The organism is Paraburkholderia atlantica (assembly GCF_009362785.1).
GTDB lineage: Bacteria > Pseudomonadota > Gammaproteobacteria > Burkholderiales > Burkholderiaceae > Paraburkholderia > Paraburkholderia atlantica.
Window position 1 is genome coordinate 22,849 of the sequence record NZ_WHNQ01000022.1, and the last position, 22,980, is coordinate 45,828.

Sequence of the window (22,980 nt, forward strand, 5' to 3'; positions counted from 1 at the left end):
ATGGACTTGACTCAGGTTTCCTCCTCTTCTTCTGCTTCACGCGCCGACAAGGCGTTTGCGAGCAGCACGCCCGAACTCCAGCAATTCGACGAACGGCCGTTCCTGAAACGCCTGGGTGTCTTTGACTGGCTGTTCGCGCTCGCGCTGGTCGGGGGCGCGGGCTTCGCGCTGTCGCGGTATTACCCGTTCATGAACTACTACGACAAACTGGTGCTGGTGTGCTCGGTGCCGGTTTTCGTGGTGCTCGGCTGGCGCTGGAAGCCGGTGCGGCCGCTGATGGTGGCAATCGCGGCGCTGTCGCTGCTTGCGATCCAGATCTACCAAGGCGATCTGAGCCGCGCCGACAACGCGTTCTTCCTCAAGTATTTCCTGTCGAGCCAGTCGGCGATCCTGTGGATGAGCGCGCTGTTCGTCTTCGCGACTGTGTTCTACTGGATCGCGCTGCTGTCGCGCTCGGCGACCGGCGCCGCGATCGGCTCGAAGATGACGTGGGTGGCGGTGCTGATGGGCTTCGTCGGCATGATGGTGCGCTGGTACGAGTCGTACCTGATCGGCTCGGACGTCGGCCATATTCCGATTTCGAACCTGTATGAAGTGTTCGTGCTGTTCAGCCTGATCACTGCGCTGTTCTATCTGTACTACGAGCAGCACTACAACACGCGCGCGCTGGGCGCGTTTGTGCTGCTCGTGATCAGCGCGGCCGTCGGCTTCCTGATGTGGTACTCGGTCTCGCGCGACGCGCAGCAGATCCAGCCGCTCGTGCCGGCGCTGCAAAGCTGGTGGATGAAGATTCACGTGCCGGCGAACTTCATCGGCTATGGCAGCTTCGCCCTGTCGGCGATGGTCGGCGTCGCATATCTGGCGAAGGAACGCGGCGTGCTCGCGGATCGTCTGCCGGCGCTCGACGTGCTCGACGACGTGATGTACAAGTCGATCGCAGTCGGCTTCGCGTTCTTCACGATCGCGACGATTCTCGGCGCGCTGTGGGCCGCCGAAGCGTGGGGCGGCTATTGGAGCTGGGACCCGAAGGAGACGTGGGCGCTGATCGTCTGGCTGAACTACGCGGCCTGGCTGCACATGCGTCTGATGAAGGGCCTGCGCGGCGCGGTCGCCGCTTGGTGGGCGCTGACTGGCCTGCTGGTCACGAGCTTCGCGTTCCTCGGCGTGAACATGTTCCTGTCTGGCTTGCATAGCTACGGCAAGCTGTAAGATCCGCCGCGCTGAACCGACTAAGAACCGCCGCGTGCTTCGCACCGGCGGTTTTTTTATGGCTGACGGAATATTCATCGCGCCCCGGTGTTCACCAGTCAAGCACCTGAGCAAGTACCTGTGGATGACAGCCGCCCCCAAACGGGCGATCATCAATATGGCACCGCAGCGCGCACGACGCGGCGGGCCGGCAAGGAGCGGCACGATGTGGATCAAGCGAAGCGACAGAATTCAACTGACCGGCGATGACATCGCGCGCAGCGAAATCGCGCCGCGGCACGTGTTCGAGAACCGCCGACGCATCCTGCAGGCAGCGGGCGCGATGGCGCTCGGCAGCATGATCGGCGTGAGCGGCGAGGCGCTCGCGACATACTCGTCGCCCGATCCGAAGGCGCAGAAGCTCGCGGCGAAAACCAACACCAGGTTCGTCGCGCTCGACAAGATCACGCCGTACAAGGACATCACCACCTACAACAATTTCTACGAGTTCGGCACCGACAAATCCGACCCCTCGCAGCACGCGGGCACATTGCGGCCGCATCCGTGGAAGGTGAGCGTCGAGGGCGCGATCAAGAATCCGAAGGTGTACGACATCGACGACCTGCTGAAGCTCGCGCCGCTCGAGGAACGGGTGTACCGGCATCGCTGCGTCGAAGGCTGGTCGATCGTGGTGCCGTGGATCGGTGTCTCGCTTTCCGAATTGATCAAACGCGTCGAGCCGACCGGCAATGCGAAGTACGTGCAGTTCATCACGCTCGCCGATCCGTCGCAGATGCCCGGACTGTCGCAGCCCATACTCGACTGGCCCTACTCCGAAGGCCTGCGGATGGACGAAGCGATGCATCCGCTGACGCTGCTGACGATGGGACTCTACGGCCAGGTGCTGCCGAATCAGAACGGCGCGCCGGTGCGCGTCGTGGTGCCGTGGAAGTACGGCTTCAAGAGCGCCAAGTCGCTCGTGAAAATCCGTTTTGTCGAGAAGCAACCGCCCACCAGCTGGAACACGTACGCGTCGAACGAATATGGGTTTTATTCGAACGTGAATCCGAACGTCGATCATCCGCGCTGGAGCCAGGCGACTGAACGACGCATCGGCGAAGACGGCTTTTTTACGCCGAAGCGCAAGACGCTAATGTTCAACGGTTACGGCGATCAGGTCGCGTCGCTCTATCAGGGCATGGACCTGAAGAAGAACTTCTAAGGCGCGCGCGATGGCTTCCGACATGCAAACTGTCACCCGCAGCGAGCCTGCGACACCGCGCACGGCGCCGATGTCGGCGGCGAAGCCACGGCCCGCGGGCGGCGCGCGCTGGGTCGTACCGGCGAAAGTCGCGGTCTTCATCGCTGCGCTTTATCCGCTCGCGCGCCTCGTGCTGTTTGGCCTGACCGACCGGCTCGGCTCGAATCCGATCGAATTCATCACGCGCTCGACGGGGCTGTGGACGCTCGTGTTCCTGTGCATCACGCTCGCGGTGACGCCGCTGCGCCGTCTGACCGGCGTGGCCGCGCTCGTGCGTTTCCGTCGGATGCTCGGCCTCTACACGTTCTTCTACGCGACGCTGCATTTCACCACGTACCTGTGGTTCGACAAGTGGTTCGATGTTGCGGAGATCGTGAAGGACATCGGCAAGCGGCCATTCATCACGGTAGGCTTCGCCGCGTTCGTGCTGCTGATCGCGCTTGCGGTCACGTCGCCGCGCGCGATGGTGCGCAAGCTCGGACGTCGCTGGCAGACCCTGCATCGTGCGATCTACGTGATCGGCGCGCTCGCGATCCTGCATTTCTGGTGGATGAAGGCGGGCAAGCACGATCTGCTGCTGCCGAAGATTTACGGCGCGGTGATGATCGCGCTGCTGGGGTGGCGGCTCGTAGTCTGGATACGGGAGCGAAGGACGACCACGCGCCGACGGTGATTGCGCGAACTTTCGCGTCACGCGCGTTGCAGCAAAGAAAAATGGCGATGCCTCCTCGGCATCGCCATTTTTTCGTTGCTGTGCTTCATTTGCCGTTGGCTTTGCAGCCAGCTCCGACGTTTACGCCGGCAAAATCGTTTCACCTGCAAACAGCTGCTTGATCTCTTCACGCGCGCGAACCACGTGCGCTTGTGTACCATCCACCATCACTTCGGCGGCGCGCGCACGGGTGTTGTAGTTCGAGCTCATCACGAAGCCGTAAGCGCCGGCCGAACGGATCGCGAGCAGATCGCCGGGTTCGACCGCGAGCAGCCGTTCGCGGCCAAGCCAGTCGCCGCTTTCGCAAACCGGGCCGACCACGTCATAGACGTGAGCAGGGACGTCGCGCTTCACGACCGGCTCGATCGCGTGATACGCGTCGTACATCGCGGGGCGCGCGAGATCGGTCATCGCCGCGTCGACGATCGCGAAATTCTTGTCCTCGCCCGGCTTCAGAAACTCGAGACGCGTGAGCAGCACACCCGCGTTGCCGACCAGCGAGCGGCCCGGTTCGAAATAGACTTCGCGGTGACCGTGGCCACGCGCTTCGATGCGATCGAGCACCGTGCGCACGAACTCGCCGATTTCCGGCGGCGTTTCGTCGTCGTATGTGATGCCGAGGCCGCCGCCGACGTCGATATGGCGAATCGACACGCCGTCCTGCTCGATCTGCTCGACGAGTTCCAGCACCTTGTCGATTGCGTCGAGGTAAGGCGCGACTTCGGTGATTTGCGAGCCGATATGGCAGTCGATACCGACCACCTCGAGATTCGCCATCGCCGCGGCCGCCTGATAAGTGGCACGTGCATCTTCGAACGCGACGCCGAACTTGTTCGTCTTCAGTCCGGTGGAAATGTACGGATGCGTTTTCGCGTCGACGTCGGGATTCACGCGCAGCGACACCGGTGCCTTCTTGCCCACGTCGCCCGCCACCGCGTTGAGTCGATCGAACTCGGGAATCGACTCGACGTTGAAGCATTTGACGCCCGCCGCGAGCGCGTCGCGCATTTCGCTCGCCTGCTTGCCGACGCCCGAAAACACGGTGTTTTCCGCTTTGCCGCCGGCCGCGAGCACGCGCGCGAGTTCGCCGCCCGACACGATGTCGAAGCCCGCGCCGAGGCGCGCGAACACGTTCAGCACCGCGAGATTGCTGTTGGCTTTGACGGCCACGTGAACGCTCGCGCGACGCCCTGCGCAGGCGCCCGCATAGGCGTTCCACGCCGCGGTGAGCGCGGCGCGCGAATAGACGTACAGCGGCGTGCCGAACTGCTCGGCGAGGGAAACGGCGGACACGCCTTCGGCGTGCAGTACGCCGTCGACGTAGTCAAATACGGATCGAGTCATGCGAAAGTCTTATTGGGCGGAAGGGACGGCAGAGGCGGGCAGCGGCACTGCGGGAGCCGATGCCGCCGAAGCGGGCGGCGTCTTGAGTTGGTCTTCGGGGGCGAGCGTGAGCGGCGTACCCGAGGTGTCCGGGATCGAATCCGTGTCGGCCGCGCTGCCGGTAGCGGGTTGCGTTTGATCGGTCGGCGGCGTTTGTGTGCGATGAGCCGGCGGGGCAGGCAGCGGCGGTACGGTTGGCAGATAGAGCGAGCCGCGTTGGCCGCAGCCGGTAAGCGCACAACCTGCGAGAATGGCTAAAACCGCTACAATCGCGCGGCCGGGCGCTGCCGCGCGCATCCGAGTTACGACTCGCATGACTGTCCCTGAATGAATAATCGATGGAGTTTAGCATGTCCGATAGTGATTACCTGACCCGTGCGGAAGCCGTACTGGCCGCCATCGAGAGCGCACTCGACGACATCGACGCCGACATCGAGTTCGAGCGCAGCGGCAACGTTCTGACGCTCGAATTCGAGAACCGCACGAAGATCATCGTCAACCTTCAGCCGCCGATGAGCGAGATCTGGATCGCCGCGAAGGCCGGTGGTTTTCACTTCCGTTTCGTCGACGGCGAATGGCGCGACACGCGCAGCGGCTCGGAGTTTTTCGCGGCGCTGTCGCAGTATGCGACCGAGCAGGCTGGCGAGCCGGTGCAGTTCGCCGCGCAATGAGCTTGGCGCAATAAGCGCGAAGCACGAGACGCTGTCAAAACAAAACCGCCGCGTAACGAACGCGGCGGTTTTTTTCTTTTCTAGCGGGACGTCGACCCGGCCTCAGTGCCCGCGGAACAGATTCATGATGTCCTGCTTCTCCTGCTCGCCGACCTGCTCTGGCGCGGCGGCCGCCGCGCTCGCCTGGGCGTCGAGCGTCGCCTGACTGACGCCGACCGTTGCGATGAACCCGTGGCCCGGCGTGAAATCGTCGAAATAAAGCTCCGAGCCGATTTCACTGACGTCGTCGGGACGTGCCATCTTGTACTCGGGCACGCCCTTCAGCGCGCGTCCCATGTACTCGATCCACACCGGCAGCGCGAGGCCGCCGCCGGTTTCCTTGTCGCCGAGGCTGCGCGGATTGTCGTAGCCGATCCACGCGATCGCGGTGAGCGTGTGCTGATAGCCGGCGAACCAAGCGTCGCGCGAGTCGTTGGTCGTGCCGGTCTTGCCGGCGAGATCGGTGCGCTTGAGCACGTTGCTCTTCGCGCCGGTGCCGTGCTGCGCGACGCTTTGCAGCAGGCTGTTCATCACATAGGCGTTGCGCGGTTGGATCGCATACGGCGCGTTTCGGCCAGCCACGAGCGGCTGCGCTTGCGCGACGACGCCGCCTCGCTGATCGGTGACTTCCGCGATCAGATAAGGATTGATCCGGTAGCCGCCGTTGGCGAACACCGAGAACGCGCCCGCCATCTGCAGCGGCGTCACGAGGCCCGCGCCGAGCGCCATCGGCAGATAGGCGGGATGGCGGTCCGCGTCGAAGCCGAAGCGCGTGATGTATTGCTGCGCGTACTTCGGGCCGATCTGGTTCAGGATGCGGATCGACACGAGATTCTTCGACTTCTGCAGCGCGGTGCGCATCGTCATCGGACCGTCGAAACCGCCGCCGTAGTTCTTCGGCTCCCACGCCTGGCCGCCGGTTTCGGCGGCGCTGAAAAAGAGCGGCGCGTCGTTGATGATCGTCGCGGGCCCGAGGCCTTTTTCGAGCGAAGCCGAATAGATGAACGGCTTGAAGCTCGAGCCCGGCTGACGCCACGCCTGCGTCACGTGATTGAACTTGTTCTTGTTGAAGTCGAAGCCGCCGACCAGCGCGCGGATCGCACCGTCCTGCGGCACCACCGAGATGAACGCGCCTTCCACCTGCGGTAATTGCGTGATCGACCAGTCGCCCTCGTCGTTCTTCACGAGCCGCACGATCGCGCCGGGCCGGATGCGCTGATTCGGCTGCGCGCGCGGGCCGAGCGCGAACTGCGCATAACGCAGGCCGTCGCCCTGAACCGTCGCGACGTTGCCGTCGATGAAGGCCGCCTGCACCTCCTTCGGGCTCGCCGCCGTGACGACGGCCGCGATGATTTCGCCGTTGTCGGGATGCTCGAGCAGCGCGTCGTCGATGGCCTGCTCGCGCTCGTCGGCGTCGGCCGGAAGATCGATGAACGCCTCCGGGCCGCGATAGCCGTGACGGCGCTCGTAGTCCATCAAGCCTTTGCGCACCGCGTGATAGGCGACGTCCTGATCGGCCGAGTCGATCGTGGTCACGACGTTCAGGCCGCGCGTGTAGGCTTCCTCGCGATACTGCGCGTACATCATCTGCCGCACCATTTCCGCGACGTATTCCGCGTGCACGCTGTACTCCTTGCCCATGCCTTTCACCACGAGCCGCTGCCGGCTCGCCTCGTCGTACTGTTGCTGGGTGATGTAGTGCAGTTCGTACATGCGCTGCAGGATGTACTCCTGGCGCACCTTCGCGCGCTTCGGATTGACGACCGGGTTATACGCGGACGGCGCCTTCGGCAGACCGGCGAGCATCGCCGATTCGGCGAGCGTCAGGTCTTTCAGATCCTTGCCGAAGTACACGCGCGCGGCACTCGCGAATCCGTACGCGCGCTGACCGAGATAGATCTGATTCATGTACACCTCGAGAATCTGATCCTTGCTCAGCTTCGACTCGATCTTGTACGCGAGCAGCATCTCGTAGATCTTGCGCGTGTAGGTTTTTTCGCTGGATAGAAAGAAGTTGCGCGCCACCTGCATCGTGATCGTGCTCGCGCCTTGCGTCGCATGGCCGTTGGTCAGCGCGACGATGCCGGCTCGCGCGATGCCGGTCAGGTCGACGCCACCGTGCTCATAAAAGCGCGCGTCCTCGATCGCGAGGATCGCTTTCTTCAGGCTGTCGGGCACGTCCTGAATGTGCACGATGTCGCGCCGCTCCTCGCCGAATTCGCCGATCAGCACGTGGTCGGCCGTATAGATTCGCAGCGGCACCTTGGGTTGATAGTCGGTCAGCGCATCGAGTGACGGCAGGTTCGGCGTCGCGACGACGAGCGCATAGCCGAGCACCAGCGCCACGGACACGATGCCCGCCACGATCAAGCCGAAAAAGCCGAGGATCAGCTTCAGCCATAGCGGACGTTTGCGCTTTTTCGGCGCGGGCGGCGGGGACGTAGGAGACGAGGCTTGCATAGGAGTACCGGAAAAACAGTCCCGCGATTATAGCCGCCAGGGTTTTTCTGCTTTCGGCAAGCTTACGAATGGCGTGCAATCGGCACACGCCAGACGGCGCAGGAATGACTTCGCTGTAGTCCCAACTGTAGTCGCTTTGATGTCGCTCGGGGCGCCTTCGCAGCTGCGTTAGCCATTCGGCTGAATGTCGTTAGGACGCGCGTCTGCCGACAATGATCCCTCGTTATTCGCGTTCAGAGGGAGGGCGCTATGGCTTATAAAAATTCATGGCTTCAGGCAGTGCGGGAGGGCCGGCAGCGCTTCGCCGCCGGCATCGACGTCGGCTCGCAAAACGTGCGTCTCGTGGTGGTGAGTCAACGCGCACGGGGCGCGCTGCATCTCGAACATATCAGCACGGTGCCGCTCGCGGCCGGCGTAATGGCCGGCGCAGAGATCGTCGATCGGCAGGCCGTCGCGCGGGCGTTGCGCGATGCGTTCGCCGGTTTGCCGCGCGTATGCGCGACGCACGCGCTGCGCTGCGCGATGGCCGTGCCTTCGTCGGCCACGCTGACGACGACAGTGCCGCTCGCACGGCTCGCCGCGCAGAGCGACTGCGAGGCGGAGGACGGCGGCGTTGCGCTCGCCGGACTCGCACCCGCGGTGATGGGCGAAGCGGAGCGCATCGCCGGGCTCGAGCGTCATGCGCTCGCGGTCGACTGGTACGTCGACGAGACGCCGTCGCCGCAGCGCTCGGTGAAGATCGCCGCGACTTCGCGCCAACACCTGGAAGCGCGGATCGAATGCGCGGCGACCGCGGGCATTTCGCTGTCCGCTATCGATGGCGAGCCGCACGCGGCATTGCGCGCCTTGCGCCACGCGGCGGGTCGCGAACTCGACCCGAACGAGCCGTACGCGGCGGTGTGGGTCGGTACGGACGGCGTGTACGGCTGGAGCGTCGTCGATGGCGCGAGCGTCGGGGAGATGCGCTATCCGGCGCCCGAGCATGCCGATCTCGCCGACGCGTTGCGCGATCTCACGCACGGGCCGGAGTTCGACTGCGCGCTGATCGGCGGCGAAATCGATCTGCTCGACGGCGTCGGTTTTTCGCTCGCCGATATCGGCGACGTGCTCGGCTGCTCGGCGCTGCCGTTCGAGTGTGCGCTGCTCGGCAGCCACGCGCGGCCGCTCGACGACGCGTTGCTGCACGAGCCGGCGGGCGCTGTCGCGTTTGGGCTTGCGTTGCGCGGGGTGCTGGAATGAGGGGCGTTCTGTCGTTTTCATCTGGCGCGGGCGCGAGTCTCGATCGGTGTGATCAGCGTGCCGCTGTGCCGTGGCTCGGCGGCTTCAATCTGCTGCCGTATCGCCAACGCAACGCGCGACTCGCGCGGCACCGCTGCATGCGCGACTGGGCTGCGGCGGCTTGCGTCGGTGCCGCGGGTGTGTTGCTCGTCGCCGGCTGGCAGAGCTTCGCTGCGGCGCGGCTCGATGCGCGGAGCGCAGCGGTCGAGCAGGCGCTGACCCCGCTCGCCGTGCCGCTCGCGGAGCACGCGAAGCTGTCGCAGGCCGAACAGCAGCAGCGCCAGGCCGCGGCCCGCGCCGCGAGTCTCGCGAGGCCGCTCGTGCATCTGCGCGATCTGCTCGACGCGCTGAGCTTCGAGCCCGGCGATCGCGTCGTGTTGCGGCAGTTTCGACAGCGCGAGTACGAGACCGAATTGCTGGCGACTTCGAGCGGCCATATCGCGTCGGCTGAGTGGCTCAAGCGGCTCGGCGCGGTTCACGGCGTGGAGAGCGCGGAGATGCGCGATCTGCGTCGGCCGACGGCGAAGGGCGGCGCGCCGACGGAACCGTCGATAGGCGGACCGGTGGAATTCGATGCGCGCCTGCGCTGGGGCGAACCGCCGCCCCAAGCGACGCACGCCTCGAGGGCCGCACGAAAGGGAGGTGCACGATGAGCTCGACCTTTTTTGAGCCGGGCGGTGCGGCGCACGGCACCGCGGTTTTTTCACGCTGGGTCAAGCGGGCGCGGGTGCCGCTCGAGGCGTGGAGCTCGCGCCGTCGCTGGCTCGTTGCGGGGACGCTTGCCGCGCTCGTGTTCGGCCTCGGCGCGTACGGTTGGAACACGGCCGATCTCGCCGGACTGGAGGCGAGCCGCGCGGCGTTCGCGCTCAGCACGCAGCGTCTCGCGGAGGCCCGGCACGCGCTCGCACAGCTGCCGTCGCTGCGCCGTGCAGCCGCGGCGATGTCGGCCACGGTGTCGAGCGCCTTGCCGTGGAATTCCGCCGACGACGTGCGCATCGTCTCCGAGCTGGCCACGCAGAGCGGCGTCGAGTTGCTCGCGGTCGAACCGGGCGCGGCGAGCGGCGAGGGCGTCGAGCGGATGCGCGAGCTGCAGCTCACCGCGCGCACGGACTTCGTCCACCTGATGGCTTTTTTCCACGGGCTCGCGCAACTGCCGGTGCTGATCGTTCCCGTCGATGTGACCGTCAAGCAGGATGGCAAAGGTCTCGCGGTGGCTGCGACGCTGCACGTATACGGCGCGCTGCGACCGGCTCCCGAGATCCCGGCCGCAAGCACCGACGCCAGCCGTGACGCCGACGAGGCTGCCGACGATGACGACGAAGGCCTCGTATTCTTCGATCCGTTTGCGAAGCCGCAAATCTCCGCGAGTGGCGAGCCGGGCGATGCCTCCGAATTGCGCCTTGTCGGTCTGCTGCGCGATCGTACCCGCGGGCTCGCCCTGCTCGACACGCCAGACGGCACGACGACGGTCGCGGCCGGGCAGCAACTGGGCGTCGAGCGAGTCACGCAGCTCGATGCGCTCGGCATTACGCTCGCGAACGGCGGCGCGACGCGCACCCTGACGCTGACGCAGACGGAGGCGTCATGATGCGCATACTCAAGCGATGGGGCGTGGCGGCGTTGGGGAGTGAACGCGAGGTCCGCGTCGTCTCCGCGCTGTGTTTCGGGCTCTACGTCGCTGCGACGCTGGGCGCCGGCGTCGCACAGGCAGCGACGCCAACGTTGCTACCGCCGTTGCCGACCTACGCGGCGCTCGACGATCCAGCCGTATCGGCCAAAACTGCCCAAGAGACAGCGCCGCTGCCGAGCGGTGGTCTCGGCCAAGCGGCGAATCCGTTCGGCGACGTTTCCACGCCAAAAGCAGCCCAAGACCCGGACACCGTCGAGCCGGCCCCGCGTGCCGCGACAGCCCCCGACGCTTCCCCGGACGACGCCGCCAACGGCCCGATCCTGCCGCCGTCGCCAAAACAACCGACCGCTCCGGCTCGCGACGACGGCGCCGGCACGCCCAGTCTCGAGGGCCCGCCGGTTCCACTGCCGCCGCGGCCGCGCCTAGCCGACGCATCGGCCGGCGCCGATTCGGGCCTTCCCGCGGGCAACAAGCCGATTTCGCTGAACTTCCAGCATGCGCAACTCGGCGCGGTCCTGAAAGCGTTTGCCGAGTTCACCGGCCTGAACATCGTCGCCAGTGACAAAGTGCGCGGCGCCGTGTCGATACGGCTCGATCAGGTGCCGTGGCGCACCGCGTTCGACACGCTGCTCGACGTCAACAATCTGGCGATGGAGCGCCACGGCAACGTCATCTGGGTCGCGCCTGCCGCCGAACTCGCTGCGCGCGAACGTCAGCGCTTCGAAGCTCACGCGCGCGCCGCGGACCTCGAACCGCTCGCGAGCCGCACGTTCGAGCTGCACTACGCGCACGCCGAGGACGTGCGGCGCCTGCTGACCGGTTCCGGCACCCAGCGCGTGCTGTCCAAACGCGGCGCCGTCACCGCCGATCCGCGCACTAATCTGCTGTTCGTCACCGATCTCGCGGGGCGGCTCGAGCAGATCGCGGCGCTGATCGCCTCCGTCGACCGGCCGACTCGCCAGGTGCTGATCGAAGCTCAGATCGTCGAAGGCGAGCAGGGCTTTTCGCGCAATCTCGGGGTGCGGCTGTCGCTCGCCGGCACGAGCGCGGATGGTACGTCGAGGGGGCTGACGGGAGGAACGGACGGCACCGTGTACGATCTGTCGGCCCGTCCGATCTCCGGATTCGATGCCGCGACCGCCGGCCTCACGCTATTCGCGGCGCACGCGACACGGCTGCTGAACATCGAACTCTCGGCGCTCGAATCAGAGGGACATGGGAAAATCGTGTCGAGCCCGCGGGTCGTCACGGCGGACCGGATGAAGGCGATCGTCGAGCAGGGCACCGAGCTGCCGTATCAGGCGAAGGTCGGCCAGGGCGTGTCCGGCGTGCAGTTTCGCCGCGCGACGCTCAAACTGGAGGTCGAGCCGCAGATCATGCCGGATGGCCGCGTAGTGCTCGATCTCGACGTCGCGAAGGACAGCGTCGGCGAGCAGACCGACGCCGGGCCCGCGATCAACACCAAGCACGTGCAAACGCGCGTCGAAGTCGAGGATGGCGGTACGGTGTCGATCGGCGGAATTTATGAGACCGACGACCGGGACGACGTCGAGCGGGTGCCCATCCTTGGCAAAATACCGGTTTTGGGCGCCCTGTTCCGCCATCGGACTCATCGCGACACGCGTAGCGAACTGGCGGTTTTCATCACGCCGCGCGTGGTGCGGGAAAATTAGGGCATATAGGGCACGCATGCGCCGCCGTCCGCCGGCGGCGCGCAGGCTCGACAAGGCAGCCGCTTTGCCAGTAAGCTGCGGCACGAACTACACCGGATTAGCCAGAGGACACCGTTGCAAGCGCGGGACGCACACGCCAATGTTTTTTTCGTAGGGCTCATGGGGGCAGGAAAGACCACTGTGGGTCGGGCGGTTGCGCGCCGTCTCGAGCGCCCGTTCTTCGATTCCGACCATGAAATCGAGGCGCGCACGGGCGCGCGCATTCCCGTGATCTTCGAGCTCGAGGGCGAAGCGGGCTTTCGCGATCGCGAAGCGAGCGTGATCTCGGAGCTGACCGCGCGGGACAATATCGTGCTCGCGACCGGCGGCGGCGCGGTGCTGCGGCCGGAAAACCGCGAAGCGCTGAAAAGCCGCGGCCTCGTGATCTATCTGCGCGCCAATCCGCATGACCTGTGGCTGCGCACGCGGCGCGACAAGAATCGTCCGCTGCTGCAAACGGAAGACCCCAAGGCGCGCCTCGAAGCGCTCTATGAAGTGCGCGACCCGCTGTACCGCGAATGCGCGCACTTCGTGATCGAAACCGGCCGGCCCTCGGTCAACGGACTCGTCAACATGGTTCTGATGCAGCTCGAGATGGCCGGCGTCGCCAAACATCCTGCGTCATAATGGACCGTATGATTACCGTCAACGTCGAACTGGGCGAGCGCGCCTACCCCATCCATATCGGTGCCGACCTGATCGGCCAGACTGAGTTGTTCGCGCCGCATATCGCCGGCAACTCGATCACGATCGTCACCAACAGCACCATCGATCCGCTCTACGGCGACAAGCTGCGCGCGGCGCTCGCGCCGCTGAACAAGCAGGTGTCCACGGTCGTTCTGCCGGACGGCGAAGCGCACAAGAATCTGCAGACGCTGAACCTGATCTTCGATGCGCTGCTCGGCTCGCGCGCCGACCGCAAGACCACGCTGATCGCGCTCGGTGGCGGTGTGATCGGCGACATGACCGGGTTTGCCGCCGCCTGCTACATGCGCGGCGTGCCGTTCATCCAGGTGCCGACCACGTTGCTGTCGCAGGTGGATTCGTCGGTCGGCGGCAAGACCGGCATCAATCATCCGCTCGGCAAGAACATGATCGGCGCGTTCTACCAGCCGCAGGCGGTGATCGCCGACATCGGCGTATTGCGGTCGCTGCCCGCGCGCGAACTCGCGGCGGGCATCGCCGAAGTCATCAAGACCGGCGCGATCGCCGATGCCGGTTTCTTCACCTGGATCGAGGCCAATATCGAGGCTTTGAACCGCTGCGAACCGGCGGCGTTGACCGAGGCGGTCAAACGTTCGTGCGAGATCAAGGCTTCGGTGGTGGCGCAGGACGAGCGCGAAGGTGGTCTGCGCGCGATCCTGAACTTCGGCCATACGTTCGGCCACGCGATCGAAGCCGGACTCGGCTATGGCGAGTGGCTGCACGGCGAGGCGGTCGGCTGCGGAATGGTGATGGCGGCGGATCTGTCCGTGCGCCTCGGCCATCTGGACGAAGCGTCGCGCAAGCGACTCGTCGACGTGGTGCTTGCCGCACATCTGCCCACGCGTGCTCCGGCGCTCGGCACGGATCGCTACGTCGAGCTGATGCAGATCGACAAGAAAGCAGAAGGCGGCGCGATCAAGTTCATTCTGCTGAAGCGTTTCGGTGAGACACTGATCACCCGCGCGCCCGACGCCGAAGTGCATGCGACGCTGGCCGCCGCCGTCTAGACTCAACGCGGCCCTGCAACCACACTTCACGCACCCGCGTCACGAGGCGCCGCCCATGTTTCGGAGAACCCGGTGACTGACAGGCGCAGCGACGATATCCAGCATGACTCGACAAGCGCGCGCGCTGGCGCCGGGAACGGCGCCAGCGGCGCCACTGCCATCGCCGCGGATGCCGCTGCCGCAGTCGCCGCACCCGCCGTCCCCGCGCCGACCCAGCAGGCGCTCGAAGGGCATCTCGCGCCGTACGCGGCGCATTCGAGCCAGTCGCGCGGGCGTCGCTATGCGGAAACCGCGCCGAGCGCGCGCACCGAGTTTCAGCGCGACCGCGACCGCATCGTCCACTCCACCGCATTCCGGCGGCTCGAATACAAGACTCAGGTATTCGTCAATCACGAGGGCGACCTGTTTCGCACGCGTCTCACCCACAGCCTCGAAGTTGCGCAGATCGCGCGCTCGGTCGCGCGCAATCTGCGCGTCAATGAAGATCTGGTCGAAGCGATTTCGCTGGCGCACGATCTCGGCCATACACCGTTCGGCCATGCCGGCCAGGATGCATTGAACGAATGCATGCGCGAGCACGGCGGCTTCGAGCACAATCTGCAGAGCCTCGCGGTCGTCGACGAACTTGAGGAGCACTACGGAGCATTCAACGGCCTGAACCTGTGCTTCGAGACGCGCGAGGGCATTCTCAAGCATTGCTCGCGCGACAACGCGCGCCGGCTCGGCGAATTGGGCGAGCGCTTTCTCGAAGGACGTCAACCGTCGCTCGAAGCGCAGATCGCCAACGTCGCCGACGAAATCGCCTACAACAATCACGACGTCGACGACGGTTTGCGCTCCGGTCTGCTGTCGCTCGAGCAGCTCGCCGAAGTGGAGCTCTGGCAGACGCATTGTGAGGCGGCGCGCGGCGACTACCCGCAGATAGAAGGGCGTCGGCTGATTCACGAGACGGTGCGGCGCGTGATCAATACGCTGATCGTCGATCTGATCGAGACGACGCGGGCCAACCTCGCGCGCTACTCACCGGCGTCACTCGACGACGTGCGCGCGGCGCCCCCGCTCGTCGCACACAGTGATGCGATTGCCGCGCAGGCCGCGGCGCTCAAGCGCTTTCTGTTCAGAAACATGTACCGCCACTATCGCGTGATGCGCATGGCCAACAAGGCGCGCCGCGTCGTGGTCGGACTGTTCGACGCGTTCACCGACGACCCGCGGCTGCTGCCGCCGGACTATCAGTCGAGCGATGCGACGCGCCAGCCGCGTCTGATCGCGCATTACATCGCGGGGATGACCGATCGCTACGCGCTGAAGGAGTATCGACGGCTGTTCGTGATCGACGACAATTAGGCGCTAGCGGCTTGGCGCGGCAAGGGGCAACGTTTAACCTTGCCGCATCGAAGCGGCTGTCGCGTCGCCCTTGCCAGCATCGTCAGACCGCGCAGGTCAGCGTCATCGCGAGCGCGATGCGAACAGCGCTCCCGCCACCAGCGCAAGTCCGCCGACGATCGCAATCGTCTGCCACGGATTTTCATGCACATAGTGATCGGCGTCCGAGATCGCGACGCCCGCACGATCACGCATGGCATCGCGCGTGTCGTTCAGCCGCTCGCGCGCGGCGTCCAGTTGTTTGCGCAGCCTGCCGCGCAAGGCCACGGCGTCGGCCTGCGTGCCGTCGGCCAAGGTCGATTCGAGTTCCGACAGCAGGGTGCGCAACTCGACCGCGATATCTTCGGCCGCGTGGCGGCTATGGCGAGCGATGCGCCGTGCACGGCGACTCGCGCTTGTCCAGGATTCGCCGAGGGCGTCTCGCGTATTTGGAAGTGCTGTCATGGTCGCTCCGTCGATGAGTTGAAAGGCCCCGCGCATCGTCGCGCGGATACGCTATGCGCAGACGCAGTATCACGTCGCAGCGTTGGAAACGCCATCTAACGCAACTTCGATGCCAAGCGTCGCATTGCCCGTAACGCGACAGCGCGGGGCTCGCGACACGGTCCGCGTGCCCTTAGCGCTGCCCAATATTGCACGCAGGTACGCCGCATTCGCGTCAAATTTACAAACGCCGATGCCGGATGACATTGCCATACCGATACAAGCGGGAGGCCAAACAAAAACGCCGTCATCTGTTCGATGACGGCGTTCCCCACGGCGCGAAAATTCGACTACCCTAATTCAAGCCACCTGCTGTCGCGATGCGTTAGAAACGGTAACCGATGTTGACGTAGGTGACGATCGGGTTCAGCTTGATCTTGGTCTGCGATTGCACGGTCAGCGTGCCGACCGGCGTGGTGGCCGCCGAATTGAGCTTCGCGGTCGTGCTGAGCGGCAGGTATGAGATCGACACGCCGGCGAACCAGTGCTGATTGAAGGAGTAATGGAAGCCTGCATTAAACACGGGTTCCCACGAACTATCCGTCGAGACACTGGTCGGACCATGCAGAATGTTGGCTTGGAATGAGCTGTTGGTGATGTGTTCGTCGGTGAACCAGATGCGGCTCACACCGACACCGAGATATGGCCGGAACGCAGCGGTCGGCGCGTTGAAGTAGTACTTGAACAGCAGAGTCGGGCTCCACTGTTTGGCCTGCCCGATCTTGCCGAACTGCGCGAGGCTGCCCGTGCCTGATAGGTCGAAAGTAGGCGGGACGCCAATGACGAATTCGGTGGCGATGTGGTCGGTGACGAAGTATCCGGCGGTGAAACCGATGGTGTCGGCCGAACCCAGCGAAGCGCCGGTGTTGGCTTCGGTGATGTTGGTTGGGCTCCCGCCGATGCTGGTCACGGTCAGCGGGTCGCTGCTCGATTGGGGCGCCAGATGGAACCAGCCCGTCGTGACGTAAAAGCTGCCGGCCGATTGTGCGTGCGCTGCCGTGCTCATGCAGGCAAGCACTGCCATCCCCGTTACGGCCTGTTTTAATTTCATATGTGCTCCTCCAAAAAAGGCCCGCTCATTATGACTACAACGTTTGAAACAAACCATACGCGGCGGTTAGAGTTTTCTCCCTAAGCGCCGCGTGGTTTCTGGCTTGGCCGCATGGCGCCGAACCTTGCGCGCATGCGGATCTTCGGACCTTCGGGTATATACCAACGCGACTATTGGACACTCCAGCATGGCACGGCTTGCACGTCTTTATGTCCCCGACCAGCCGCAGCACGTCATCCTCCGCGGGCTCGATCAGCAGCCCGCCTTCGTCGACGACCAGGACTACGAGCTTTTCATCGACTGTCTGAAGGCGGCATCCCGGGACCATCATCTTTCCATCCACGCTTACGCCTTGATGCCGGGCGCCGTGCAACTGCTCGTCACGCCCACCGAGGAGTCGAGCCTGCCCAAGGCGATGCAGGCTGTCGGGCGGCGCTACGTCGCGCACTTCAACCGGCGCTATGCGCGTCGCGGCACCTTGTGGGAAGGCCGTTACCGCGCCACGGTGATTGAAGGTGAGCGCTACTTCCTGCTGGCGAGCCGGGTGGTCGAAATGTGTCCGGTGCGCTTGCAGTTGGTCAACGCTGCCGAGGATTATCGTTGGTCGAGCTATCGTCATCACATCGGCCTTACCCTCGACAGCCTGATCACGGATCACCCTCTCTACTGGTCGCTCGGCAATACGCCGTTCGAGCGGCAGCGTGCTTATCGCGAATTGTGCGAGCAGCCGCTCGACGAGCGCGAGGCAAGTCAGCTTCAGCAAGCCACGTTGAAGGGCTGGGTGCTCGGCAGCGACACTTACCGCGAATGGGCGGCGCGCGCCGCGAACCGGCGTGTGTCACCGCTACCGCGTGGCCGGCCACGCAAGGTGCGCGAGACGCCGCATACGCAGTGAGGCGGCGGAAAGGCGACACCCAGCGCCGCCGATAGAGCCGCTTTAAATCCGCATAAAGCGTTTTGCATCAAAGGACTACATGAAGACGGCATTTCGTATGCCGTTTTCTTTTGTGTCGCATTGATATGGCACCAATAAAAAATAGCCGCAATGCACCAATTTGATAATCGGGGGCGGATCACCATGTTTTATTTGCTATTTCCTTGATTCGTCGCGTATATTCCGATTTCCGACGCTTTTCCTCCCGCGCAGTTCTGCTGCGAGAAGAGCGCCGTCGTGGTTGCGAAGCGCACTGCGGCAAAAAAACAATGGTTTAACGGCCTGTCCGGCCTCCTCACAGACGGTGTCCCCATGAACGACCACCAGCAACCGATTCACCCGGTTCCCGCCGCCCAAGGTCTGTACGACCCGCAAAACGAGCACGACGCTTGCGGCGTCGGCTTCGTCGCCCATATCAAGGGCCACAAGAGTCACGAAATCATCCAGCAGGGCTTGAAGATTCTCGAGAACCTCGACCACCGGGGCGCCGTCGGCGCCGATCCGCTGATGGGCGACGGCGCGGGCATCCTGATCCAGATTCCGGACGGCTTCTATCGCGAAGAAATGGCCCGCCAAGGCGTGACGCTGCCGCCGGCTGGCGAATACGGCGTCGGCATGATCTTCCTCCCGAAGGAGCACGCGTCGCGCATCGCCTGCGAACAGGAGCTCGAGCGTACGGTGAAGGCCGAAGGCCAGGTCGTGCTCGGCTGGCGCGACGTGCCGGTCGACCACGCGATGCCGATTTCGCCGACCGTGAAGGCGAGCGAGCCGCTGATCCGCCAGATCTTCATCGGCCGCGGCAAGGACATCATGGTGACCGACGCGCTCGAGCGGAAGCTGTACATCATCCGCAAGACCGCGAGCCACCGCATCCAGGCACTGAAGCTCAAGCACGGCAAGGAATACTTCGTGCCGTCGATGTCGGCGCGCACGGTCGTCTACAAGGGTCTGCTGCTCGCGGGCCAAGTCGGCGTGTACTACCGCGACCTGCAGGACGAGCGTGTCGTGTCGGCGCTCGCGCTCGTGCACCAGCGCTTCTCGACCAACACGTTCCCGGCGTGGGAACTGGCACACCCGTACCGCATGATCGCCCACAACGGCGAAATCAACACGGTGAAGGGCAACGTCAACTGGCTGAACGCGCGTACCGGCGCGATCGCCTCGCACGTGCTCGGTGACGACCTGCCGAAGCTGTGGCCGCTGATCTATCCGGGCCAATCGGATACGGCATCGTTCGATAACTGTCTCGAACTGCTGGTGATGGCCGGCTACCCGCTCGTCCACGCAATGATGATGATGATCCCGGAAGCCTGGGAACAGCACACGCTGATGGACGAGAACCGCAAGGCGTTCTACGAATACCACGCCGCGATGATGGAGCCGTGGGACGGCCCCGCCGCGATCGCATTCACCGACGGCCGCCAGATCGGCGCGACGCTCGACCGTAACGGTCTGCGTCCGGCGCGCTACATCGTCACCGACGACGACCTCGTGATCATGGCGTCGGAAGCCGGCACGCTGCCTATTCCGGAATCGAAGATCGTCAAGAAGTGGCGTCTGCAGCCGGGCAAGATGTTCCTGATCGACATGGAGCACGGCCGCATCATCGACGACAAGGAACTGAAGGACAACCTCGCCAACGCCAAGCCGTACAAGAGCTGGATCGACGCCGTGCGCATCAAGCTCGACGAGATCGAGCCGAAGGCCGAAGACGTCGTGACGGAGCGCCGCGAAGCTGCTGCGCTGCTGGATCGCCAGCAGGCGTTCGGCTACACCCAGGAAGACCTGAAGTTCCTGATGGCGCCGATGGCGCAAGCGGGTGAGGAAGCCGTCGGCTCGATGGGCAACGACTCGCCGCTCGCGGTCATGTCGAACAAGAATAAGACGCTGTACCACTACTTCAAGCAGCTGTTCGCGCAGGTCACGAACCCGCCGATCGACCCGATCCGTGAAAACATGGTGATGTCGCTCGTGTCGTTCATCGGCCCGAAGCCGAACCTGCTCGACACGAACAATATCAACCCGCCGATGCGACTCGAAGTGTCGCAGCCGGTGCTCGACTTCAAGGACATCGCGAAGATCCGCGCGATCGATCAGTACACCGGCGGCAAGTTCAGCTCGTACGAGCTGAACATCTGCTATCCGGTTGCCTGGGGCAAGGAAGGCATCGAAGCGCGCCTCGCGTCGCTGTGCGCGGAAGCCGTCGATGCGGTCAAGTCCGGCTACAACATGCTGATCGTGTCGGACCGCAAGACCGACCGCGACAACGTCGCGATTCCGGCATTGCTCGCGACCGCTGCGATCCACACGCACCTCGTGCAGCAAGGTCTGCGCACGAGCACGGGCCTCGTCGTGGAAACTGGTTCGGCGCGTGAAACGCACCACTTCGCGCTGCTTGCGGGCTATGGCGCGGAAGCCGTGCACCCGTACCTCGCGATGGAAACGCTGAGCCAGCTCGCGGCCGGCCTGAAGGGCGACCTGTCGGCGGAGAAGGCGGTCTACAACTTCACGAAGGCAGTCGGCAAGGGCCTGCAGAAGGTCATGTCGAAGATGGGCATTTCGACCTACATGTCGTACACCGGCGCGCAGATTTTCGAAGCGGTCGGTCTTGCGTCGGATCTGGTGGCGAAGTACTTCCACGGCACGTCGTCGAAGGTCGGCGGCATTGGTCTGTTCGACGTTGCGGAAGAGGCTATCCGTCTGCATCGCGAGGCGTTCGGCGACAACCCGGTCCTCGCGAACATGCTCGACGCGGGCGGCGAATACGCATACCGCGTGCGCGGCGAAGAACACATGTGGACGCCGGATGCGATCGCCAAGCTGCAGCACTCGGCGCGCAGCAACTCGTACCAGACGTACAAGGAATACGCGCATCTGATCAACGATCAGACCAAGCGCCACATGACCTTCCGCGGCCTGTTCGAGTTCAAGTTCGATCCGACCAAGGCGATCCCGCTCGACGAAGTCGAACCGGCGAAGGAAATCGTCAAGCGTTTCGCGACCGGCGCAATGTCGATGGGCTCGATCAGCACCGAAGCGCACGCCACGCTCGCCGTCGCGATGAACCGCATCGGCGGCAAGTCGAACACGGGTGAGGGCGGTGAAGATGCGAACCGTTACCGCAACGAACTGCGCGGCATTCCGATCAAGAACGGCGACACGATGAAGTCCGTGATCGGCGACGAAGTGATCGTCGATATTCCGCTGAAGGAAGGCGATTCGCTGCGCTCGCGCATCAAGCAGGTCGCGTCGGGCCGCTTCGGCGTGACGGCTGAGTACCTCGCGTCGGCCGATCAGATCCAGATCAAGATGGCGCAGGGTGCGAAGCCGGGCGAAGGCGGTCAGCTGCCGGGCCACAAGGTGTCGGACTACATCGGCAAGCTGCGTTACTCGGTGCCGGGCGTCGGCCTCATTTCGCCGCCGCCGCACCACGACATCTACTCGATCGAAGACCTGGCACAGCTGATTCACGATCTGAAGAACGTCAACGCGTCGTCGAGCATCTCGGTGAAGCTCGTGTCGGAGTCGGGCGTCGGTACGGTTGCCGCCGGTGTCGCGAAAGCAAAGGCCGATCACGTCGTGATCGCCGGTCATGACGGTGGCACGGGTGCGTCGCCGCTGTCGTCGATCAAGCATGCGGGCACGCCGTGGGAACTGGGTCTCGCGGAAACGCAGCAGACGCTGGTGCTGAACCAGCTGCGCGGCCGTATCCGCGTGCAGGCCGATGGTCAGATGAAGACCGGCCGCGACGTCGTGATCGGCGCGCTGCTCGGCGCGGACGAATTCGGCTTCGCGACGGCGCCGCTCGTCGTCGAAGGCTGCATCATGATGCGCAAGTGCCATCTGAACACGTGCCCGGTCGGCGTCGCGACGCAAGATCCGGTGTTGCGTGCGAAGTTCCAGGGACAGCCGGAACACGTCGTGAACTTCTTCTTCTTCGTTGCGGAAGAAGCGCGCGAAATCATGGCGCAACTCGGTATCCGCAAGTTCGACGACCTGATCGGCCGCGCGGAACTGCTCGACACGAAGAAGGGCATCGAGCACTGGAAGGCGAAGGGCCTCGACTTCTCGCGCGTGTTCTATCAGCCGCAAGTGCCGGCGGAAGTCGCACGCAAGCACGTCGACGAGCAGGATCACGGCCTCGACCGCGCACTCGACCACACGCTGATCGAGAAGGCGAAGGCCGCGATCGAGAAGGGCGAGCACGTGTCGTTCATTCAGCCGGTGCGCAACGTGAACCGCACGGTCGGCGCGATGCTGTCGGGCACGATCGCGAAGAAGTACGGCCACGAAGGTCTCGCGGACGACGCGATCCACATCCAGCTGAAAGGCACCGCGGGCCAGAGCTTCGGCGCGTTCCTCGCGAAGGGCATCACGCTGGATCTGGTCGGCGACGGCAACGACTACGTCGGCAAGGGCCTGTCGGGCGGCCGCATCATCATCCGTCCGACCAACGATTTCCGCGGCAAGTCGGAAGAGAACATCATCTGCGGTAACACGGTGATGTACGGCGCGATCGAAGGTGAAGCCTTCTTCCGCGGCGTCGCCGGCGAGCGTTTCTGCGTACGTAACTCGGGCGCGACCGCGGTCGTCGAAGGCACGGGCGATCACGGTTGCGAATACATGACGGGCGGCACGGTGGTCGTGCTCGGCGAGACGGGCCGTAACTTCGCGGCCGGCATGTCGGGCGGTATCGCGTACGTGTTCGATCCGGACGGCACGTTCGCGAGCAAGTGCAACAAGTCGATGGTTTCGCTCGACCCGGTGCTGCAACAGGCCGAACAGGAGCGTACGGTCGACAAGGGCGTGTGGCATCGCGACACGACCGACGAGGCGCTGCTCAAGGGGCTCATCGAGCGTCACTTCCAGTTCACGGGCTCCCCGCGCGCGAAGGCGCTGCTCGAAAACTGGGACGCGGCACGCCGTCAGTTCGTGAAGGTGTTCCCGACCGAATACAAGCGCGCGCTCGGCGAACTCGCCGCGAAGAAGGCGAACAGCGAAGTGCTCGCCGCCTGAGCTGCCTTCACGGAAGTCACACTTAGACGTACCCGCCGCGTTCCGATCGATCGACGCGCGGCGG

18 protein-coding genes are annotated in these 22,980 nt (G+C 64.5%); 13 read left to right on the forward strand and 5 right to left on the reverse strand.

Translation table 11 applies throughout. From position 1 onward, the window contains the following. From ccsB to msrQ, 3 genes are all read left to right on the forward strand, one after another. The gene (gene ccsB, locus GCT19_RS26725) at nt 1-1,209 is read left to right on the forward strand and encodes a c-type cytochrome biogenesis protein CcsB (protein ID WP_152853606.1); all 1,209 of its coding nucleotides are present in this window, start codon (nt 1-3) and stop codon (nt 1,207-1,209) included. Between the two features lie 205 nt (nt 1,210-1,414). Continuing rightward, entirely contained in the window at nt 1,415-2,410 is a 996-nt protein-coding gene (msrP, locus tag GCT19_RS26730) for a protein-methionine-sulfoxide reductase catalytic subunit MsrP (protein WP_152853607.1), read from the forward strand. Nucleotides 2,411-2,420: 10 nt separating this feature from the next. Then, nucleotides 2,421-3,122, forward strand: coding sequence for a protein-methionine-sulfoxide reductase heme-binding subunit MsrQ (gene msrQ, locus GCT19_RS26735; RefSeq protein WP_152853608.1), 702 nt, complete (start codon nt 2,421-2,423; stop codon nt 3,120-3,122). A 120-nt stretch (nt 3,123-3,242) separates the two neighbouring features. Here the strand turns inward: msrQ and lysA are convergent, their stop codons facing one another. Next, the gene (gene lysA / locus GCT19_RS26740) at nt 3,243-4,505 is read right to left on the reverse strand and encodes a diaminopimelate decarboxylase (protein WP_152853609.1); all 1,263 of its coding nucleotides are present in this window, start codon (nt 4,503-4,505) and stop codon (nt 3,243-3,245) included. 9 nt (nt 4,506-4,514) lie between these two features. Further along, a complete protein-coding gene (gene lptM, locus GCT19_RS43575) occupies nt 4,515-4,859 on the reverse strand; it encodes an LPS translocon maturation chaperone LptM (protein WP_013090739.1) in 345 nt (114 codons plus the stop codon). A gap of 35 nt (nt 4,860-4,894) precedes the next feature. Here lptM and cyaY point away from each other — a divergent pair, with 35 nt between their 5' ends. Then, nucleotides 4,895-5,215 carry an iron donor protein CyaY gene (cyaY, locus tag GCT19_RS26750; RefSeq protein ID WP_018433842.1) on the forward strand — a complete coding sequence of 107 codons (321 nt, stop codon included), beginning with the start codon at nt 4,895-4,897 and terminating at the stop codon, nt 5,213-5,215. A gap of 102 nt (nt 5,216-5,317) precedes the next feature. Here the strand turns inward: cyaY and GCT19_RS26755 are convergent, their stop codons facing one another. Next, entirely contained in the window at nt 5,318-7,714 is a 2,397-nt protein-coding gene (locus tag GCT19_RS26755) for a penicillin-binding protein 1A (RefSeq protein WP_152853610.1), read from the reverse strand. A gap of 249 nt (nt 7,715-7,963) precedes the next feature. Between GCT19_RS26755 and pilM the strand changes: the two genes are divergently transcribed. From pilM to GCT19_RS26790, 7 genes are all read left to right on the forward strand, one after another. Further along, entirely contained in the window at nt 7,964-8,953 is a 990-nt protein-coding gene (gene pilM / locus GCT19_RS26760) for a type IV pilus biogenesis protein PilM (RefSeq protein WP_018433840.1), read from the forward strand. Then, a complete protein-coding gene (locus GCT19_RS26765) occupies nt 8,950-9,645 on the forward strand; it encodes a fimbrial assembly protein (protein ID WP_152853611.1) in 696 nt (231 codons plus the stop codon). Before pilM ends, GCT19_RS26765 begins: the two co-directional genes overlap by 4 nt. After that, entirely contained in the window at nt 9,642-10,580 is a 939-nt protein-coding gene (locus tag GCT19_RS26770; RefSeq protein ID WP_152853612.1) for a hypothetical protein, read from the forward strand. Before GCT19_RS26765 ends, GCT19_RS26770 begins: the two co-directional genes overlap by 4 nt. Further along, a complete protein-coding gene (pilQ, locus tag GCT19_RS26775) occupies nt 10,577-12,295 on the forward strand; it encodes a type IV pilus secretin PilQ (protein ID WP_152853613.1) in 1,719 nt (572 codons plus the stop codon). Before GCT19_RS26770 ends, pilQ begins: the two co-directional genes overlap by 4 nt. Before the next feature lie 114 nt (nt 12,296-12,409). Then, on the forward strand, nt 12,410-12,961 hold the full coding sequence (locus GCT19_RS26780; RefSeq protein ID WP_026228368.1) for a shikimate kinase: 552 nt from the start codon (nt 12,410-12,412) through the stop codon (nt 12,959-12,961). Beyond that, the gene (gene aroB / locus GCT19_RS26785; RefSeq protein WP_152853614.1) at nt 12,961-14,046 is read left to right on the forward strand and encodes a 3-dehydroquinate synthase; all 1,086 of its coding nucleotides are present in this window, start codon (nt 12,961-12,963) and stop codon (nt 14,044-14,046) included. The genes GCT19_RS26780 and aroB overlap by 1 nt, the downstream gene beginning before the upstream one ends. A gap of 159 nt (nt 14,047-14,205) precedes the next feature. Further along, nucleotides 14,206-15,393 (forward strand): deoxyguanosinetriphosphate triphosphohydrolase, encoded by a 1,188-nt coding sequence (locus tag GCT19_RS26790; protein ID WP_184251752.1) that lies wholly within the window; start codon nt 14,206-14,208, stop codon nt 15,391-15,393. Nucleotides 15,394-15,495: 102 nt separating this feature from the next. Here the strand turns inward: GCT19_RS26790 and GCT19_RS26795 are convergent, their stop codons facing one another. Both GCT19_RS26795 and GCT19_RS26800 read right to left on the reverse strand, forming a co-directional pair. Beyond that, nucleotides 15,496-15,876 (reverse strand): DUF883 family protein, encoded by a 381-nt coding sequence (locus tag GCT19_RS26795; RefSeq protein WP_013090729.1) that lies wholly within the window; start codon nt 15,874-15,876, stop codon nt 15,496-15,498. Between the two features lie 364 nt (nt 15,877-16,240). Beyond that, a complete protein-coding gene (locus GCT19_RS26800; protein WP_152853615.1) occupies nt 16,241-16,966 on the reverse strand; it encodes an OmpW/AlkL family protein in 726 nt (241 codons plus the stop codon). A 187-nt stretch (nt 16,967-17,153) separates the two neighbouring features. On the opposite strand from GCT19_RS26800, the gene GCT19_RS26805 reads away from it, so the two are divergent. Both GCT19_RS26805 and GCT19_RS26810 read left to right on the forward strand, forming a co-directional pair. Beyond that, nucleotides 17,154-17,861, forward strand: a complete 708-nt coding sequence (locus tag GCT19_RS26805) for a transposase (RefSeq protein WP_013090727.1) — start codon at nt 17,154-17,156, stop codon at nt 17,859-17,861. Nucleotides 17,862-18,212: 351 nt separating this feature from the next. Continuing rightward, the gene (locus GCT19_RS26810; RefSeq protein WP_018433833.1) at nt 18,213-22,916 is read left to right on the forward strand and encodes a glutamate synthase-related protein; all 4,704 of its coding nucleotides are present in this window, start codon (nt 18,213-18,215) and stop codon (nt 22,914-22,916) included. Nucleotides 22,917-22,980: the final 64 nt, after the last annotated feature.

Coding starts and splice junctions, on each gene's coding strand:
- lysA (WP_152853609.1), bottom strand. CDS start 4,505: ATGACTCGATCCGTATTTGACTACGTCGACGGCGTACTGCACGCCGAA.
- lptM (WP_013090739.1), bottom strand. CDS start 4,859: ATGCGAGTCGTAACTCGGATGCGCGCGGCAGCGCCCGGCCGCGCGATT.
- GCT19_RS26755 (WP_152853610.1), bottom strand. CDS start 7,714: ATGCAAGCCTCGTCTCCTACGTCCCCGCCGCCCGCGCCGAAAAAGCGC.
- msrQ (WP_152853608.1), top strand. CDS start 2,421: ATGGCTTCCGACATGCAAACTGTCACCCGCAGCGAGCCTGCGACACCG.
- GCT19_RS26805 (WP_013090727.1), top strand. CDS start 17,154: ATGGCACGGCTTGCACGTCTTTATGTCCCCGACCAGCCGCAGCACGTC.
- aroB (WP_152853614.1), top strand. CDS start 12,961: ATGGACCGTATGATTACCGTCAACGTCGAACTGGGCGAGCGCGCCTAC.
- cyaY (WP_018433842.1), top strand. CDS start 4,895: ATGTCCGATAGTGATTACCTGACCCGTGCGGAAGCCGTACTGGCCGCC.
- pilM (WP_018433840.1), top strand. CDS start 7,964: ATGGCTTATAAAAATTCATGGCTTCAGGCAGTGCGGGAGGGCCGGCAG.
- msrP (WP_152853607.1), top strand. CDS start 1,415: ATGTGGATCAAGCGAAGCGACAGAATTCAACTGACCGGCGATGACATC.
- ccsB (WP_152853606.1), top strand. CDS start 1: ATGGACTTGACTCAGGTTTCCTCCTCTTCTTCTGCTTCACGCGCCGAC.
- GCT19_RS26800 (WP_152853615.1), bottom strand. CDS start 16,966: ATGAAATTAAAACAGGCCGTAACGGGGATGGCAGTGCTTGCCTGCATG.
- pilQ (WP_152853613.1), top strand. CDS start 10,577: ATGATGCGCATACTCAAGCGATGGGGCGTGGCGGCGTTGGGGAGTGAA.
- GCT19_RS26795 (WP_013090729.1), bottom strand. CDS start 15,876: ATGACAGCACTTCCAAATACGCGAGACGCCCTCGGCGAATCCTGGACA.
- GCT19_RS26765 (WP_152853611.1), top strand. CDS start 8,950: ATGAGGGGCGTTCTGTCGTTTTCATCTGGCGCGGGCGCGAGTCTCGAT.
- GCT19_RS26810 (WP_018433833.1), top strand. CDS start 18,213: ATGAACGACCACCAGCAACCGATTCACCCGGTTCCCGCCGCCCAAGGT.
- GCT19_RS26770 (WP_152853612.1), top strand. CDS start 9,642: ATGAGCTCGACCTTTTTTGAGCCGGGCGGTGCGGCGCACGGCACCGCG.